Raw genomic sequence first — 17,015 nt, 5'->3', positions numbered from 1 at the left:
CACCATGACATTGCAAGGCAAAAAAATCACCGTCCACGACATGACGTTGCGCGACGGCATGCACCCCAAGCGCCACCTGATGACGCTGGACCAGATGAAGTCGATCGCCTGCGGCCTGGACGCTGCTGGCGTGCCGCTGATCGAGGTCACCCACGGCGACGGCCTGGGTGGCAGCTCGGTCAACTACGGCTTCCCCGCACACACCGACGAGGAATACCTCGGCGCCGTGATTCCGCTGATGAAGCAGGCCAAGGTCTCGGCGCTGCTGCTGCCGGGCATTGGCACCGTCGACCACCTGAAGATGGCGCACGGCCTGGGTGTGAACACCATCCGTGTGGCCACACACTGCACCGAGGCCGATGTGAGCGAACAGCACATCACGTTCGCGCGCAAGCTTGACATGGACACCGTGGGCTTCCTGATGATGGCGCACATGAACAGCCCCGAGGGTCTGGTCAAGCAGGCCAAGCTGATGGAGGGCTACGGCGCCAACTGCATCTACATCACCGACTCGGCCGGCCACTTGCTGCCGGAGACGGTCAAGGCCCGACTGGGGGCGGTGCGCGATGCCTTGAAGCCCGAGACCGAGCTGGGTTTCCATGGCCACCACAACCTGGCCATGGGCGTGGCCAACTCGATCGCGGCGATTGAAGTCGGCGCCAACCGCATCGATGCCGCGGCCGCAGGACTCGGAGCCGGCGCGGGCAACACCCCCATGGAGGTGCTGGTCGCGGTGTGCACCCTGATGGGCATCGAAACCGGGGTGGACGTGTTCATGATCCAGGACGTGGCCGAGGACCTGGTGGTACCGATCATGGACTTCCCGATCCGCATCGACCGCGACGCGCTCACCTTGGGCTATGCCGGCGTGTACGGCAGTTTCCTGCTATTTGCCAAACGCGCCGAGAAGAAGTACGGCGTGCCGGCACGCGACATCCTGGTCGAGATGGGCCGGCGCGGCATGGTCGGCGGCCAGGAGGACATGATCGAAGACACCGCCATGACCATGGCCCGGGAGCGTGGCCTCATGTCACAAGCCGCCTGAAGACGGGGTTGATGTGTCGAACAAGGTTTCTGTGGCTTTGAAAACAAGAACTTGCGTTCTCGCGTATCGAATTCCCGTCGCAGTTCTCGACCACATCCTCCCATGGATTCCAGATCAGGATCTGGTTGCGATTCATTGGATTGTTGTCAGCAGCGACGTTGCAGGAATGCAGGCACTGGACACCTTGTGGACGTCAAAGGCGCACATTGTTATGTGCATATTTCCTGAAGCAGGCAAGGTTATGGACGAAGCACTCTTTGAAGTGTTTTGTTCGGAGTGGCCCTCAGGCAGGGTGTCGGCGGTTGTCTTGCACTGTAAAGGACATCAACCACTGGGGCCACTCTCAACTCTTTATTCGCTGGGCATTGATGTTTCGATTCCGCTCGGTGAGCTGTCCAAACAGGTGGCGGCAGAACTCACCAGCCTTGCGCGTGCGATTGGAGGCTCGTAGCAGATCGATTGTTCGCACGGCGCAATCGAAAGAAACATGCCTCCCGGCGTACCGCCGTCGTGCTCTGCGGGCTGCGCCCCGCGCCCCGTGCCGGGTCGCGGCCATGCGGCTTCGATCCCTGACGCACTCCGGCCGTCGGTAGGCCCCCGGCCTGCGCACTGCGCTTGCCTGTCTCGCGCTTACAGGTGTGGTGGGACTGGCTTGCTGATCCCTTCATCCTTGCACACCGTTCTCGCCGTCAAGGTCTGCGCGCCCTGTGGGCGCTGGCGGCCGTTCGGCCGTCTTCGAACCTGTGACCGCTGCGCTGCGGCGTGCCGGTTCCGGTCTCGGGCAATCCCGCCCGATCACTGGAGTTGGTCATGCAGCACGATCTGTTCTCTTCCCTCGATTCCTTCCTGGCACTCTCGGTTGCCGCTTCCGCTTTGCTGGTGCGCGATGTCGCGGGCCAGTACCGTCCGGCAGAGGCCGACGAGGTGCTGCTGGCAGCGCAGCAGTTGCTGGCCGCCCAGGTGCGCGGCAGCGACTTGATGGACTCACCCGCTGTGGTGAAGGACTTCCTGCGCGCCCGGCTTGGCAACCTGCCTCATGAGGTGTTTGCCGTGGTGCATCTGGATGCACAGAACCGCGTGCTGGACTACGTCGAGATGTTCCGAGGCACGGTGAGCCAGACATCGGTCTACCCGCGCGAGGTGGTACGCGATGCGCTCCTTCGGAACAGCTGCGCCCTGGTCCTGGTGCACAACCATCCCAGCGGTGCGGCCCGTCCATCGCGTGCCGACGAAGTCCTGACGCAGACCATCAAGGCCGCAGCGGCTCTCGTCGATGTACGGGTGCTCGACCACTTCATCGTGGCGGGCGAATCGGTGAATTCAATGGCCGAGCTTGGCCTCGTGTAACCCCTGGGCCCTTCGGCCCCAATTTTTTTTGTTGTCGATCAGCGCGCTGTGCGCGAGCGCAGGGGAGGGCGGAGTACGGCCGGTGTTCACCGGCAGCACGGGGAGCAGCGGCCCTTTCCCGTGCCCGGGTATCGCGGTCTGGTTTCCTTCCCGCTGCGCGGGAACGAGCCCGCTGGACGAACTGATGCTCGGTTCGCTCCCGCCGCTGCGCTGTGGTTCCGTCCCGCCCGCCAGATCGTCCCCCCGGTCACTCGCCATGCCCGAAGCCGGGCCGCTGGGGGTACCGGAGACAGGGAACCCCTGAAGTGATCGCATCGGCTCGAACGCCGCGCCAGTCGCTGCGCTTGGTGTCACGCCGTCCGCAGGGCCGCCGCTGCTCAAGTAGCCCGGTCGCCTGCGCTGTGCTGGTCGCCCGAAGAGGCTGGGGCAGCGCGTGCGCAAATGGGCCCACCGTCATCCTCCCACGGCGCCCCCATCCACAGGTGAGGGGGACTTAATGGAATGGACGCCCCCACCCAAACTGGCGCCGAAGTGCCACATTGTTGGCCTCATCAACCACTTGAATCGATAGGAGAGTCCATCATGAACGTCACGACAATTGGCATCGATATCGCAAAGAGCGTGTTCCAAGTGCACGGTGTCGACGCACACGGAAAAACTGTGATCAAGAAGCAGTTGCGCCGGGATCAAGTTGCGGCCTTTTTCGCCAACCTGCCAGCGTGCCTCATCGGCATGGAGGCCTGTGGCAGCGCCCACCACTGGGCCCGCAAGCTTCAAAGTTTGGGCCACTCCGTGAAACTCATGGCACCTCAGTTCGTCAAGCCATACGTCAAGACCAATAAGAATGATGCTGCTGATGCAGAGGCGATCTGCGAGGCAGTGGGTCGTCCGAACATGCGCTTTGTGCCGATGAAGGACGTGGAACAGCAGTCGGTACTCGCCCTGCATCGAGTGCGTCAGGGCTTCGTAAAGGCGCGCACGGCCCAGGCCAATCAGATTCGAGGTCTGCTGGCCGAATTTGGATTGATCATCCCCAAGGGAATCGCTCACATTGCCCGCCGTGTACCTGAGCTGGTCGAGGATGCTGCCTGTGAGTTGCCTGGGTCATTTCGACAGCTTGTGCTGCGACTCATGGAGCACCTCAAGGAACTCGATCAGCAGGTCGACGAGCTCGAGGACCAAATCCGATCTTGGCATCGCTCCAGCGAACTGAGTTGCAGACTGGAGAAGATCCCGGGTATCGGGCCGATCACGGCCAGCGCACTGGTGGCCACCGTTGGCGATGCCAAGAGTTTCGGGAGTGCGCGCCAGATGGCCGCCTGGATGGGTCTGGTCCCAAGGCAGAGCTCCACAGGCGGCAAGACCACGCTGCTTGGCATCAGTAAACGCGGTGACACCTATTTGCGCACCTTGATGATTCACGGGGCCCGATCCGTTGTGCGGGCTGCCGAGAACCGAACAGGTCAAGACGGCTGGCTGATCCAGCTCCAGCATCGCCGGACGCACAACGTCTGTACCGTCGCGCTGGCGAACAAGAACGCTCGAAGGGCTTGGGCATTGCTCGCACGAGGCCGTGAGTTTCGATTCGATTACCAGGCTACTTGCGCAGCCGCATAGCCGAATCGGCTGCTTGAATTCGACAACCGACAGATAGGAGTTACCACCGCAGATTGCACAGGCAATCACGAAATGATGGCAAGACAGGTCAGACCGTGACCGAGTAACCCTGGCCCCCACGAAGTGCTTCGAGCACGCGGACTTGTTGAGGGCTCGGTCAGCGTATTCCATCAGGGCCAGCGACTTCGGGTCGCACAACAGGCCGGATGTATGGCTGCAATCTCTTCCTTCCTGCCCTCACGGAGTGGTCGCCTGGCATCCCGGGGGCGTCCATGTATGTGGGGGGATCTTTCAGCGGTGGGCCAGGTGACTGGCTCACTGTTTCGTGCTGCAAGGTTTCCCCATCCCCCACCCCTTCCCGAGGGAAGGGGCCTTGCCCACCCCCCGCCCGCCCGTGGGCGGGAGCGAGGAGTCCGAGCAAGAGGATCGGTTTTGAGGAGCCCGGATCGGGGTCCGGCTGGTCGCTCTTGCAAGGAGTTTCATCATGGCCAACGTTCAAGTCATCCAGCGTCACGCGCACCTGGCATCCGCCGTCAAGCTCGAATTCGTCAACGGGCGCGAAGGCAAGGTCGCCAAGGCGTTGCTGACCGCCATCAGCAACAGCCGCCGGGGCAGCGGCGAAGATCGCTCCGAGGAAGCCACCGCAATCCAGTGGACGCTGTGGGCCAAGCAGGCCGAACACGCGGCCGAGTACCTGGGCAAGGGCTCGCACGTGAACATCGTCGGCCGGGTGCGCAACAACAACTACCAGGACAACGACGGCGTCGAGGTCTACGGGCTGGCGTTCACCGTGGACGAAATCGATTACCTCGACAGCAAGGCCGAAGGCGAGGCCCGCCGGGCGCGTGAGGGTGCCGGTGATCCCCCCGCAGTCGCTCCGAGCGCGCCCACCTCCAGCCGCAAGGCCCGCAACGAACGCCAACCGGCATACGCCTGACGCAACACACCGGGCGGTACCCAGCCGCCCGGCTTTCCCATCCCATCCCATCCCTTTGCATGCCTGATTCACCGGAGCATCACCATGATTTCTACCGCCCATGCCCCCGTCTGGCCGCCCGCATTGGCCAGAGCACCTTCGTCATTAGCAGCGAGACCCCGCTGCCGAAGACCAGAGAAGACCAGATGCGCGGGGCCGTGCCGTCCATCTTGGACGAGGGCAAACACGGCAGACGGTCCGAGGCGCCAAAGGCCAGCGCCTGCACACCCGCCCGGTGGCCAGCATCGACCGCAGCGTGAGCCTGAACCGCGCGCTGTGGGTGCTGGCCGAAGAAATGCGCAAGCTCAAGGCCTGATCAGGTCCAACACCACACCGCCCTAGAGCTGGGGGGTGTGGTTCATCGGAAATTCCGAAACGCGCTCGCCGGCTGTCGCCGGCTCGCGCGATTTCGGCTGGGGCTTCTCACCGAAGCCACAGCCAGGCGGCCATCGCCCAGCTGATGGCCGAAGCAAGCACGGCTTTCGCAGCGTGCAGCAGCCACCCTTCCCAGGGGCGTGCACCCTTGCGGGCCAGGGCTGCCACGTCCTGCAGCGGCAGCGTCACCCGCTGCAGGACCGGGCCGATTTCATTGCGGAACACCGCGCGCGCCGCTTCCTCCATGGCCCGGGTCTGTGAGTCCAAAGTCCCCCGGGCCATGTCGTCGGCGCGGCGGGCAATGTGTTTCACAGTCTGAACCTTCGCGTTCTCGGTGATTTCATCCATGCGCTTTGAATAGGCCTCGACTTTTTTTGCCAGATCGGTACTGGTTATCAGCAACTCCATGCGGCTTGCGTCCAGGTTGGGCGCCAGGGTATCCATGCGGTCCAGCAATTCCCCCAGTTGGCCGATGGCCACCGCCATCAGCTCTTCTCGGACCGTGACCAGGTCGCTCACTGGGCCTGCCGTGCCAGCGGCACCACGTTGCTGGCGGCGCTCTCGGCCAGACCGAGCGCCGCAAAGCAGGTATCCAGCTGCGGCAACACACCCACCGCCAGCCGCCGTGTGGCCAGCTTCTGGGCCAGCGCGAGCTTTTCTGCTGTGTCGCAGGCCTTGACAATCAGGGCCTTGTAGTCGGTGTCGTCACGGGCCAGGGTGGCAAGGTCGGCGTTGCTGCCCCGGATGCGGCCATACACCTCGTTGGGGCCCAGATGGCAGGCCGCGTTCTCTGTGGCGATGGGCTGCGCCTTGAGGAAGGCCCGCAGCAGGTCAAAGTGCGCCGGGACATCTGCGGCGCTGTTGACCATGTTGAACACCAGCCGCACCCTTGAACGGGGCACGCCCAGCCGCGCCAGCTCGACCAGGGTGGCGATGGTGTCCTGCTGCTGCTTGAGGGCTGGCACCGTGGGAACCACGAACGCATCGAAATCCTCGTGACTGCCTTGGTACTTCTGCATCAGGTCCAGCAATTCCTCCACGTTGCTGGCCCCGATGTCCACCACCGCGCTGTCCATGGTCTGCAGGAGCTCCTGCAGCTCGCCAAACTGCCGGCCACGCATCGCATGGCCTTCGCCATCGGCCGCGTTCAGGCTCTCGACGGAGAACAGCTCCGCACCGTCGATGCGCGGCAGCAGGAGGTGCCTGGCGATGGTGGTTTTGCCCACGTTCCCCGAGAAGTTGATGACGGCGATTTTCATGACGGGTCCTTTGCGTTGAGCCTGGCGAGCGCCAGGGGGTTGGTGATTCGGCTGCTGGCGAACGCTTCGGCGATCTCTTTGCCGCTGCGCATGTCCGTTTGCACGGATGCGACCTGAGGTGACTGGGGCGCGTGAGTTGGTGAAGTTGGCGCGGATCCCAGCAGGTGGGTCAGAGCGGGCGGCAATTCATCGGGCCGCGCACCGGAGCCCAAGCCTTGGCCGACGGAAGATGCTTTGGATGCCCTGGCCACTTCGCGCTGCACGGTCGCGTTGCTGACGTGCACGCCAGAGGACGCCAGCGCCAAACGAATGGCCTCGAAGGTGTAGCCCTGGGCACGCAGCGCTCGCATCTCGGGCGCAAAGCGCCGCGCTTTGCGTGAGCTTCGGCCGGGCGGCTCGCTCGGGACCAGTTTTATCGCGTCATTTCTATTCATTTTTTGTGCAGCAGTTGATCGGTTGCTGTTCAGTTTGTGCATTGCCTGTGCGCTGGCTGTTCAACCTGTGCAGTTGCTGCGCACTTTCTGTTCAGTCGTGTGATGGGTGCCTTGCGTTGACACCCATCTTCGACCCTCCTATAGCCATTTCACGCGCTGGATTTGGACCCAAATCCAGCAGCTCAAGAGCCTCGATTCAGGCCAATACTGGGTTCAAGGTGAGTGCAGAGATAGGCGGCACGCCGCCGGTTTCACAAACGACTCGCTTCGCTCACGTTTGACCTTTGGGGGACCCATGAACACCCGCCACCCTGACTTCATCACGGTCGATCTGCGCGGCCTCAAGGCGCCGCTGGTGAGCCGCGCTCAAGCCCGCCGGGAGCGCGTGTCGGTGCTGGTTCGTCGGGCTGTGGCCCGTGAACTCGGACAGTCCGAGTCCGTCCCGCAGGTGGTCGTCGATACCGGGTGCCATGGCGCGTTGCAAGTGCCTCGGGTCAAGTTGTCAATCAGATTGACAACCGCCGAGGCCAGGCGGCTGGCTGTCGGTGCGCACACCGCACAGATGTCGCGTGATGCCTACCTGGCGGGTTTGATCGCGGGTGTTCCTGCCTTGACCACAGGCGCGAGCCGCACCGCGGAAATCGTTGAACTCATCAAGTCCAACGCAAAGCTCTCCAGCCTCAGCCGGAACATCCACACCCTCTCGCGTCTGCTGGCCCAGAGCAACGTGCAAAAAGCAGTGGCCTACCGCGACATGCTCGACACGCTGGACGGGGACGTCCGGCATCACCTCGCGCTGGCGGCGGCCCTGATGGCCGATCTGCGCCCGCGTGGGTCATCCACCGAGACCACCCACCGGTCCAACCGGTGACTTCAAGGAGAACACCATGAGCCAAGCGCCAGACATTGATGGGGTACTCGTCCAGTGGGGCGATCGCCTGTTCTACCCGGGCAACCGGGTTGTCAAGGTCAGGCCGCAGCCCAGGCTGGGTGATGGAGGCATGCATCAGCGCGCAGACGCCATCCGCAAGCGCATCGAATCCACCGTGGTGAAGAGAGCACCCCAGGTCATGGTCAAGGTCACAGGGGGAGGGCGGGGCATGCTGGCCATTGCGGCCCACTTCCGGTACATCAGCAAGAACGGCCTCCTCGGCATGGAGAACGAACAGGGCGAGGTCCTGCAAGGACGGTCCGCTGTCTACGAGCTGAGCGACGAGTGGCGCTATGGCGGCAGCCTGATCGCAGACGAAGGACATCGGCGCGAGGCGTTCAACATCATGCTGTCCATGCCACGCGGCACGGACCCGCTGATCGTCCAGCGGGCGGCGAGCGAGTTTGCAAAGGCCGAGCTGGCCAACCACAAGTATGTGATGGTGCTGCACGACCACCAGGCGAACCCGCACGTGCACCTCAGCGTGAGGGCAGAGTCGATCTGCGGTAAACGACTCAACCCGCGCAAGGCCGACCTGCAACGGTGGCGCGAGACCTTTGCCGACAAATTGCGCGGCTATGGGGTGGAGGCCGAAGCCACCCGGCAGGCCACGCGGTTTCAGACCAGGAACTCGGAACATCTTTGGCGACTGAAGGCCAGGGAGGACGGGCGGTTGAGGAAAGCCAGACCAGAGGACAAGAGCAGCCCGAAATCGCGGACCACCCGGACTGAGGCGTTGCGTGCCTGGTTGCACATTGGCCAGGCCCTGGCCAAGTCACCGGATGCCAGAGATGTGAAGCTGGCTGCCGCAATCGCAGCATTCATTCAGGATGCTTCGGCGACCTGGGCACCAACCAGAGCTGGTCAGGAAGTGGGTCGAGGGGCTGGGCGCTCAGCGCCGATTGTTGCAAGGTCGATTGACGACATTGTTGGGCAAGCATCTGCTTCACCGGAGCGTTCGATGTCCGTACCCGATGCCGGCAGGGAAACATGGCGCGCAGGTTCTTCAACCGGTCCGGAGTTTCATCGTTGAGGGGTTCACACATCAATGCAAAGTGATCGCCTCCGATGAAACCTGCGATGCTTTGGGATGGCACATGTCCATCGCTTGTGGAATCCCATCGACTGACCTAAAATGCATGAAATTTCAATGAAATTATAGTTGTTATGACCACCGTTTCTCATTCTCCAGAAGCCCTTCGTGGTGCCGCCGCCCAGCTTGCGGGCGAGCTGCATGCTGGCCGGGTTTATCGGCGGGAGGATCTTGCCCACCTGTCCACGGCGGTGGACAGGCATCTGCGAAAGTTGGTGGCCAGCGGTGCACTCAAGAAGCTGGCGCAGGGGCTGTATCACGCACCCAAGGCTTCGAGCTTTGGACCGATCCCGCCGGCCGATGAGCAGGTCGTGGGCGGATTTCTGCGCGACAAGGATTTTCTGGTTTTTTCGCCATCGGCCTACAACACCGTGGGATTGGGCACCACGCAGCTTTACAACCGCACCCTCGTTTACAACCACAAGCGCCACGGCGTTTTCAGACTGGGCAATCGCCAGTTCGACTTCCGTGTAAAGCCGCGGTTTCCCAAGAAGTTGACGCCGGAATTCCTGTTCGTGGACTTGTTAAACAACCTGGACGAACTGGCTGAAGACCGCGATGCGGTGCTGCAGCAGGCGCGCAGCAAGCTGCCGTCTTACGACATGGCACGCCTGCAACGTGCCGTGGACAGTTTTGGCAGCATGGCCACACGCAAGCGCGTCAGGGAGTGGAAGGGTGCCTGAGTTTCTGCACGAGCGGCGAGACTTTGACCAGCTTCTGGCAGTGGTGGCTGATGCCCGCGGACTCGACCCATCGCTGGTGGAGAAGGACTACTGGATCATGCATGTGCTCTGGGGTCTGCAAGCGCACGGCTTTCAGTTCGAGCTGAAGGGCGGCACCTCCTTATCCAAAGGCTTCGGCGTCATCCACCGTTTTTCCGAGGACATCGATATCCGAATCGAGCCACCCGCAGACATGGCCGTGAAGACGGGCCGCAATCAGGACAAGCCGGCTCATGTGGCATCGCGCCGCGACTACTACGACGCGCTGGCCGAAAGGATCCGTATTCCGGGCATCGACACCGTGCAGCGCGACACGCTGTTTGACGATGAGAAGCTGCGCAGCGCTGGCATCCGTTTGGTCTATGGGCCGCACACTGCCGCGCTGGCCGGGGTCAAAGACGGTATTTTGTTGGAACTGGGATTCGATGACACGGCGCCCAATCGACCGGTCACTATCTCCTCATGGGCCTGGGATACCGCAAGAGAGCGTGGGGTGTCTGCGTTCGACAACCGGGCGGCCGGCGTGCTTTGTTATGCGCCCACACACACCTTCGTCGAAAAACTCCAGACCATTTCGACCAAGTACCGCCGGCTGGGCGAGTCACAAACCTTCCCGGGCAACTTCCTGCGCCACTACTACGATGTCTATTGCCTTCTGGGTCTGGAGGAGGTGCAGGACTTCATGCGGGAGCCCGCCTATCGCGTGCGCAAGGGGCAGCGCTTTCGTGCCGGTGACGAGCAAGTGATTGCCCGCAACCCCGCCTTTGTTCTCGCAGATCCTGCCCAGCGACAGCGCTTTGCCCAGGAGTACCGCAAGACCACAGCCCTGTATTACCAGGGTCAACCGCCTTTCGAATCGCTTCTGGAAAGGATTCAGCAGAACATTGACGCTATGTGACGCTGCCACAGGATCAAGCACGCTCACCCTGAGCTGCAAGTGGTGGTGCAACCGGGACACAAGCCAAGCATGCCGAGCAATTTCGGACACGAGTCGGGACACGGAGTCCGAACTGGCGCCAAGCGGGCAAGCGGGCAAGTGGTCAGAGCGTCAGTCGCGCCAAAGCTGCTGCCGCGTGGTCGGCACGCAAGTGCCCGTAGTGGCGTTCAATCATGGCGACGCTGGTCCCACTAAGCTGAGCGACGGTGAGCAAGTCAAGGCCGCCTGTGACGAGGTCCGTGATAACGCTGTGGCGGATGGTGTAGGCTGTCACGTTGGACGATAGATCGGCCGCAGCTGCTGCCTCCTTGATCGGCCATTTCCATGAGTCCTTGTTCCACGCTTTGCTGTCCGCGCGGCAGAAGATCGGTGACAGTGCGGGCCGATCTCTGCACAAACCGGCGAACTCGCCAGCGGTGGCCTCGGGCAGCTTGATCTTTCGATCTCTCCCGGCCTTGTCCTTTCCAATCGTGAGAACCGATAGGCGCAGATCGAAGTTTTCGACGGTCAGTGCCGCCAGGGCTCCAGGCCGCAAGGGGACTGACGACAGGCCTCGCAAGAGAGTGGCTACGTCTTGGGCGGCGTGTTTAATCAACGACCTGCGTTGGTCCCGGTCCAGAAAAACATCACGTCGTCCATCTGCGTTTTTGCTAGGTCGGAGTGCAACCCGCCACGCCATGTCGGTGGTGACGCTGCCTGCATCGTGAGCGAAGTTCAACGCAGCGCGTAGCGCCGCAATGTCGCGGTTAACGCTGGCAGCGGACCTGGGACGTGTGATTGGGGTATCGCGCTTGTCACGGTTGACGACGACGGGGGTCTTCGCCATCTCATTGCGCCAAGTCTCAATACGGGTTTTGTTGAGTTTTTCCAGATCAAGCGCAGCCAGATTCTTGTTGCAGAAGACCCACCTTTTGAAGCGCATGTCGAGGTCGTCGGCGGGCTTGTCGCCGCGGGTGGAGCGAACGTGCTTCACGTAGCGCTCACAAGCCGTTCGGACGGTCACGGACTCAGCAGTTCCGCCCTTGCCGAGATGCGCAAACCATTGCTCGGCCGCTCGCTTTGCAGTGTCATAACGCTGCGAAGGTGGCATCTCGGCGTACTCGCCGAAGCTGCGCTTCTGCTGCTTGCCCTTGTCGTCCCGAAAACGAGCCAACCAAGTTCCGGTCGATGTCGGAGTCATCTTGCGAAAACCAAGGTAGCAGCCATTGCTGAGCTTCAACCAGTGCGGCTCGTGCTGAGGCTTCAGTTTGTCTCTTGCCTGAACGACGCCAAGTGCCGGCATCCTGGGTCTCCATTCAAGTGCGATCAAGTCTCACGACAACAGCGCAATGGACGAGATCTGGTGGGGAAAAAGTGGGAAAAACTTCGATGGAATTATAGAGACAGTTTGGGACGGTTTACCTATGAAAGCGATGTCCCGTAACGTCCCAGAAAGTCCTATTTCCCGTCATTCACACGGCAGGGGTCGCAGGTTCGAACCCTGCACCGCCCACCAAGACCAAACCCCGCTAAGTCCTTGACTTTGCGGGGTTTTTTCTTGCCCGCAGGTTCCCGGCGAATCCCATGACGACCCGCTTGGACCGAGCCCTTGAGGTTTCGCGCCAATTTCGCGCCAATGAACTCCATCACCGCCGAAAGGCATGTTCCTGGAGTTCATTCATGGCCAGTTTTTCCAAACGTACCCTCAAAGCGCGGGCCCAGCGCGCCGTGGCTGCGCCCATCAAAGCGAAACTGCGGCCTGGTCGGCTCATCTGGTCCTTGGCCAGCTTCGCCATTGAGACCGCCATGGGACGGGGCGAGATGCTCAAGCTGCAGTGGTGGCACACAAATTTGGCCGATGGTTACCTCGATCTGCCTCGCAGCATCACCAAGAACCGAAAATCCTGTTTGGTGCCGCTGTCGCTGCGCGCACGTCGAATCTTGGCTACTCAGCCGAGAACAAGCGAAACCGTCTTCGACACGAACGTGAACACCGTCAAGCTCGGCTTCAAGCGGGCGTTCGAGCGCGCCGGCTGCGTTGATCTGCGTCTGCATGATCTTCGGCACGAAGCGATCTCATGGCGCCAGCTGGAGAAGGCTGAAGTTGCTTGGGGTCCAGCGTGCTTTTTCGCGTATGGTGATCGGGTTCAGCCGCTGCACCTCCGCATTCGGGAAGCACTTTCATCAGTTGTGCTGATGAATCAACAATCAGTCCAGAAACTGGCACCAGACGGGTACCAGCCAAACCCAGAAAGCAAAAAAGCCAGCAGGCGCTAACCTGCTGGCTTTTGATTGACTTGGCTCCCCGACCTGGACTCGAACCAGGGACCTGCGGATTAACAGTCAGTATAAACCAGATTTTCTGGGACGCTATGGGACGTCCTGGGACGAGATAAAACCATTCTAAATCAATGGGTTACAAGAATTTGTTGTTTCATGCAGTCCCGCTCGGTAGCATCTGATCTCAGGATTTTTCGGACACCAGTCGGACACGGAACACGCAAATGCCGCTCCTCACGGTCAGAGCGATTGAAACCCACAAAGCCAAAGCGAAGCCCTACAAGCTGACGCTCGACCGAGGCTTGCAGCTGCGCATCGCGCCAGATGGCGTTCGCACCTTACTGGTCCGCTACTCCGTCAAGGGGTCTGATGTAGAGCGCCAATATCGATTGCCGCAGGAGTATGGGGAAGGTCCGGGCCAAATGAAGGTCGCCACGGCCTGTGCCGAGGCCGCTCGCATCCGGGCGCTGGCTCGCGACGGGGTGGACTGGCCAGCCCAAGAGGAGGCACGGTTGCGGGCCGAAGCAGCTGAGCGCGAGCAAATGGACCGGCAAGAGGGCATGACAGTCGCCAAGGCACTCCGCGAGTACGTTGACAAGAAGCGGCGGGCAAAGGACGGTCTGCCATTGAAGGCCCGCACAAAGGCTGACTACCTGGCCATGGTCGAACCCGGGGAAACAACCAAGACGGGCAAGAAACTGGCAGACGGGTTGCTGTTTCAGCTCGCCAACAAGCTGTTGGTGAAGCTCACTTCCGATGACATTCGGGATCAGTATTCGTCGCTGCTCAAGCGTTCAAAACGGCAAGCCGACTATGCGATGCAGGTGTTGCGTGCGGTGATGCGATGGCATGGGGTCGTGGTGCCGGGCAATCCGCTGGGCCGTGATACGGCGGGGCGCGATCGGATCGTGCTCGCACCGGCGAAAGGGAACCCAGCTCCAATCCCACCGGAGCGACTGGGTGCCTGGTGGCGGGCAAGCGGAAAAGCCCCCTCACAAGTCGCGGCCGACTACTACCGTTTCCAGTTGCTGACCGGGTGTTAGCGGCGGTCTAAACCCGCGTAAATTTGGCGGCGGTAAGTGGTGGCGGAATTTGGTGACGTAATCCGGCGTTCATTTTTGGTGGCCGATTCTGGGTGCGGTTTTCGGTGCTGAGCGTGCCAACAACAAGGGCCCCGTCAGGGGCCCTTGTTGTTGGCGCGGGAGACTCGTTGGCGCTCAGAACGGCAAGTCCGTGTCAAAGTCTTCCAGTGAATCAGTGGTCACGCGCTGCGCACGCAGCAGATCCTGGATGACCCCTCCGTAATGGGTCCAGACGCGATCGCGCAGATCATCGAGCAACTCCATCACCGCCATGGCTTGTTCCGGTGTCCAGGTGTCGTCCACCGCGAATGGCAGCCCTTGGCGCAGTCCTGAAGGCGGATGCCACGGTTTCATACGGTCTCCTTTGAAGGCTTGCGCTTTACCGTGCGCGCCCGGGCATGTTCTTGCGCCTCCTTGTGCCGGTACGAGTTGCCCTTGATGCCAACAATTTCGGCGTGGTGAACTAGGCGGTCCACGAGGGCGACCACGCAGGCCGCGTTGGGGAACACTTCGCCCCACTCGGCAAAGGACTTGTTCGTGGTGATCAGCGTGCTCTTGTGCTCGTGGCGCCGGCTGATCAACTCGAACAGCAGATCGGCATACCGGCTGGAATACGACAGATACCCGACCTCATCAATGACCAGCAGCGCGGGTCTGGCGTAGTGGCGCAGTCTTGTACGCAGTGCCGAATCGCTGTCCAGGCTGGCCAACTCGCCCAGCAGCTTGCCGGCGGTGGTGAACATGACGGTGTGCCCTTGCAGCACCGCCTGATGTGCAATGTTCTGGGCAATGGTTGTCTTGCCCACGCCAGAAGGGCCCACCAGGATGGCATTGCTGGCACTGTGCAGAAACTGCAGCGTCATCAGCTCGCTCACGCTGGCCTGGTCAATCTGCTCGGGCCAGCTCCAGTCGTAATCCACCAGGGGTTTGAAGCGCCCGATGCGCGCACTGTGCAGCCGGCGCTCCATGGAGCGGCGACTTCTCTCGTGCTCCTCCCATTCCAGCAACGTGCCCACCCAGGGCTCTGTGCAGCAGGTATCCCAGTGGGACAGCACCCCGTGTAGTTGCAGCGCCTGGGCTCGGAGTTTGAGTGTGGCCGAATCAGTTGTTGGCATCGTCACCCTCCTGCGTGAGGCGGTCATAGCCGTCCAGGCTGTGGGGGCGCACGGCGATGTCGCGCGCGCGCACCTGCGCAGACAGGGCCACGCCCAGCGGGGGCGGGGTTTGCTGCTGGCTCTTGCTCTGACGCTGGCGCTCAAGCGCCAGACGAACCGCATGGGGGTGCGGCACACCGCGGCTCATGGCGTCCGTGACGGCGGCCATCATCTGCGTGCGTCCATGCACGTCCAGGAGCTCCTGCAACTCACGGGCGATCCGCCCCAACGGCTCACCCCGCTTGGCCGCCTCTGTCAGCAAATCCTGCACCTGAGGAAGCGCGTGTACCAGGCGGTCCGTGTCGCGGTGCGCTCGCGCGCCTCGCTTGTGCTGCACCAGGTCCTGCACATGGGCCTCGATCTCGATCTGCTGAGCCTTGTCCCAGCAACGCGGGTGCGAGGCCAGCGCCTGCTGGCCGTCCAGAATACGCACCTCACGCAAGCTGGCGTGCACGGTGAGGCTGCGCTGAACGTGGGTGTGGGGGATGGAATAGTCGTTCAGATCGAACCGAACGTAGGGTGTCTTGGCCGCTGTAACGCCGCGGATCTCATCGCAACAAAACGGTGTGGCCGGGATGTCCATCAGGTGCGAGCGCTCTTGGTCAAAGGCCTGCTGCACCGACAGCTGGGAGTCCTCGGGGCAGCGCCGAGCGCTGGCAGGACCAGCCACCCAGGCATCGGCCTGGGCATTGAGATCGTCGATATCGGTGAAGCTGCGTCCCTCAAAGAAGGCGGTGCGGATATAGCGGATGGCCCGCTCCACGCGCCCCTTCTCATTGCCCCGGGCCGGGGCCACGGGCCTGGCCTCGAAACGGTAGTGCGCCGAGAGTGCCAGCAGCGTGGGATTGAAGCGGATGGCCTGCCCCTTGCGTTCGAGCACCGCGCTCTTGAGGTTGTCGTACAAGACGACCCTGGGAACGCTGTGCCAGGATTCAAAGGCCTGGACGTGCCCGCGCAGGAAGCTCTCCATGTGCGCGCCCAGGAAGAAGCGCAGGAAGATGCGTCTGGACCAGGAAAGGACCATCACGAAGGCCATCAAGGGTCGGCGGGCTTGCCCGATCTGGATGTGGCCGAAGTGGCCCCAGTCGCATTGCCCCTGTTCACCGGGCAAGGTGCGCAGGCGCAAGTAGGCCTGTGCTGGGGGGCGCGGACGGTGGCGGGCGACGATGTGGCGAAAGTGGTCGGGGCGCCCCTCGTAACCGCGCTCGGCGGCCATGGTGTGCAGCCGGCTGGCCGTGAGGTTGGGGAACTGCTTCAAGGTCTCCTGGATAAAGGGCAGGTAGGGGGTCACGCCCGAAGTGCGTTGTGCGGGCACGATTGGGGCCGCGCCGGCCTGGGTGAGCACGCGCATGACGGTCTCGCGGTGCACGCCCAGCTGGGACGAGATGGTTCCCACCGGCCAGCGCTCGGCGTGGTGGTAGCGCAGGATCTGCGCCTTGAGTTCAGGTGAAATGGCCATGTGAGTCGGTACTCCATACGGAAGGTTGGGATGGATGGCGAAAGCGGCATCGCAGAAAGTCCTGACGCACAAAAGCCGAGACCGAACGGCCGCAAAACTGGCACTTGCAGCGCTGGCTTGCGTCTGGATTCAGAGCGGTTGCGTCGCTGGATGGGAGTACATCAGCGCAGGGCGGTGGTGGGCCACCCTGATGCGTCACTATTTGTTGGCGCGCGCGCCATTGCCCCTGGCGTGTGGCGTGAGCGTGGCGGCCCTTGCGGCTGTCCTGGTAGCGTTTGGCAGCGGCGCGCTGGGCGCAACTTCTGGCCTGGAGTGAGCAGACTGC

At 62.2% G+C, this 17,015-nt stretch carries 18 protein-coding genes and 1 pseudogene; 12 read left to right on the top strand and 7 right to left on the bottom strand.

The window, feature by feature from the left end; all coding sequences use genetic code 11:
- The first annotated feature begins 4 nt into the window (after window positions 1-4).
- The 6 genes and pseudogenes from dmpG to AC4QBL_RS08235 form a co-directional block, all read left to right on the top strand.
- Window positions 5-1,045, top strand: a complete 1,041-nt coding sequence (gene dmpG, locus AC4QBL_RS08260; protein ID WP_472908296.1) for a 4-hydroxy-2-oxovalerate aldolase — start codon at window positions 5-7, stop codon at window positions 1,043-1,045.
- A gap of 13 nt (window positions 1,046-1,058) precedes the next feature.
- A complete protein-coding gene (locus AC4QBL_RS08255; protein WP_472908297.1) occupies window positions 1,059-1,496 on the top strand; it encodes a hypothetical protein in 438 nt (145 codons plus the stop codon).
- Window positions 1,497-1,855: 359 nt separating this feature from the next.
- Window positions 1,856-2,392 (top strand): JAB domain-containing protein, encoded by a 537-nt coding sequence (locus AC4QBL_RS08250; protein WP_472908298.1) that lies wholly within the window; start codon window positions 1,856-1,858, stop codon window positions 2,390-2,392.
- Between the two features lie 582 nt (window positions 2,393-2,974).
- Entirely contained in the window at window positions 2,975-4,009 is a 1,035-nt protein-coding gene (locus AC4QBL_RS08245; RefSeq protein ID WP_472908299.1) for an IS110 family RNA-guided transposase, read from the top strand.
- A 484-nt stretch (window positions 4,010-4,493) separates the two neighbouring features.
- A complete protein-coding gene (locus AC4QBL_RS08240) occupies window positions 4,494-4,946 on the top strand; it encodes a single-stranded DNA-binding protein (protein WP_472908300.1) in 453 nt (150 codons plus the stop codon).
- A 238-nt stretch (window positions 4,947-5,184) separates the two neighbouring features.
- A pseudogene (locus tag AC4QBL_RS08235) lies at window positions 5,185-5,301 on the top strand (DUF932 domain-containing protein); the annotation flags it as partial.
- Between the two features lie 107 nt (window positions 5,302-5,408).
- Here the strand turns inward: AC4QBL_RS08235 and AC4QBL_RS08230 are convergent.
- Genes AC4QBL_RS08230 through AC4QBL_RS08220 form a run of 3 tightly spaced genes read right to left on the bottom strand, consistent with a single transcriptional unit; the run spans window position 5,409 to window position 7,095 of the window.
- Complete coding sequence (locus AC4QBL_RS08230; RefSeq protein WP_472908301.1) at window positions 5,409-5,879, bottom strand: hypothetical protein; 471 nt, start codon at window positions 5,877-5,879, stop codon at window positions 5,409-5,411.
- On the bottom strand, window positions 5,876-6,619 hold the full coding sequence (gene stbB, locus AC4QBL_RS08225; protein ID WP_472908302.1) for a StbB family protein: 744 nt from the start codon (window positions 6,617-6,619) through the stop codon (window positions 5,876-5,878). Before stbB ends, AC4QBL_RS08230 begins: the two co-directional genes overlap by 4 nt.
- Window positions 6,616-7,095 (bottom strand): hypothetical protein, encoded by a 480-nt coding sequence (locus AC4QBL_RS08220; RefSeq protein ID WP_472908303.1) that lies wholly within the window; start codon window positions 7,093-7,095, stop codon window positions 6,616-6,618. Before AC4QBL_RS08220 ends, stbB begins: the two co-directional genes overlap by 4 nt.
- 253 nt (window positions 7,096-7,348) lie before the next feature.
- Between AC4QBL_RS08220 and AC4QBL_RS08215 the strand changes: the two genes are divergently transcribed.
- The 4 genes from AC4QBL_RS08215 (at window position 7,349) to AC4QBL_RS08200 (ending at window position 10,697) form a co-directional block, all read left to right on the top strand.
- Window positions 7,349-7,924 (top strand): hypothetical protein, encoded by a 576-nt coding sequence (locus AC4QBL_RS08215; RefSeq protein ID WP_472908304.1) that lies wholly within the window; start codon window positions 7,349-7,351, stop codon window positions 7,922-7,924.
- A 16-nt stretch (window positions 7,925-7,940) separates the two neighbouring features.
- Entirely contained in the window at window positions 7,941-9,017 is a 1,077-nt protein-coding gene (locus AC4QBL_RS08210; RefSeq protein ID WP_472908305.1) for a relaxase/mobilization nuclease domain-containing protein, read from the top strand.
- Window positions 9,018-9,151: 134 nt separating this feature from the next.
- Window positions 9,152-9,760 (top strand): hypothetical protein, encoded by a 609-nt coding sequence (locus tag AC4QBL_RS08205; protein ID WP_472908306.1) that lies wholly within the window; start codon window positions 9,152-9,154, stop codon window positions 9,758-9,760.
- Window positions 9,753-10,697, top strand: a complete 945-nt coding sequence (locus AC4QBL_RS08200) for a nucleotidyl transferase AbiEii/AbiGii toxin family protein (RefSeq protein WP_472908307.1) — start codon at window positions 9,753-9,755, stop codon at window positions 10,695-10,697. The genes AC4QBL_RS08205 and AC4QBL_RS08200 overlap by 8 nt, the downstream gene beginning before the upstream one ends.
- A gap of 142 nt (window positions 10,698-10,839) precedes the next feature.
- Here AC4QBL_RS08200 and AC4QBL_RS08195 read toward each other — a convergent pair whose 3' ends face one another.
- Window positions 10,840-12,018, bottom strand: a complete 1,179-nt coding sequence (locus tag AC4QBL_RS08195; RefSeq protein WP_472908308.1) for a site-specific integrase — start codon at window positions 12,016-12,018, stop codon at window positions 10,840-10,842.
- Between the two features lie 377 nt (window positions 12,019-12,395).
- Between AC4QBL_RS08195 and AC4QBL_RS08190 the strand changes: the two genes are divergently transcribed.
- Both AC4QBL_RS08190 and AC4QBL_RS08185 read left to right on the top strand, forming a co-directional pair.
- Entirely contained in the window at window positions 12,396-12,992 is a 597-nt protein-coding gene (locus AC4QBL_RS08190; protein ID WP_472908309.1) for a tyrosine-type recombinase/integrase, read from the top strand.
- A gap of 227 nt (window positions 12,993-13,219) precedes the next feature.
- Window positions 13,220-14,038 carry an Arm DNA-binding domain-containing protein gene (locus AC4QBL_RS08185; RefSeq protein ID WP_472908310.1) on the top strand — a complete coding sequence of 273 codons (819 nt, stop codon included), beginning with the start codon at window positions 13,220-13,222 and terminating at the stop codon, window positions 14,036-14,038.
- Between the two features lie 174 nt (window positions 14,039-14,212).
- Here the strand turns inward: AC4QBL_RS08185 and AC4QBL_RS08180 are convergent, their stop codons facing one another.
- From AC4QBL_RS08180 to istA, 3 genes are read right to left on the bottom strand one after another with little or no spacing between them, the layout of a single operon-like run.
- Window positions 14,213-14,431 carry a hypothetical protein gene (locus AC4QBL_RS08180; RefSeq protein ID WP_472901141.1) on the bottom strand — a complete coding sequence of 73 codons (219 nt, stop codon included), beginning with the start codon at window positions 14,429-14,431 and terminating at the stop codon, window positions 14,213-14,215.
- Complete coding sequence (istB, locus tag AC4QBL_RS08175) at window positions 14,428-15,192, bottom strand: IS21-like element helper ATPase IstB (RefSeq protein ID WP_472906280.1); 765 nt, start codon at window positions 15,190-15,192, stop codon at window positions 14,428-14,430. Before istB ends, AC4QBL_RS08180 begins: the two co-directional genes overlap by 4 nt.
- Window positions 15,179-16,690: an IS21 family transposase gene (istA, locus tag AC4QBL_RS08170; RefSeq protein WP_472906279.1), complete on the bottom strand. Its 1,512-nt coding sequence runs from the start codon at window positions 16,688-16,690 to the stop codon at window positions 15,179-15,181. The genes istB and istA overlap by 14 nt, the downstream gene beginning before the upstream one ends.
- Window positions 16,691-17,015 lie beyond the last annotated feature (325 nt).

Source organism: Hydrogenophaga sp. L99 (assembly GCF_058731905.1).
The sequence above is the reverse complement of the archived record's forward strand: the minus strand, read 5'-3'. Positions and strand labels throughout refer to the sequence as shown.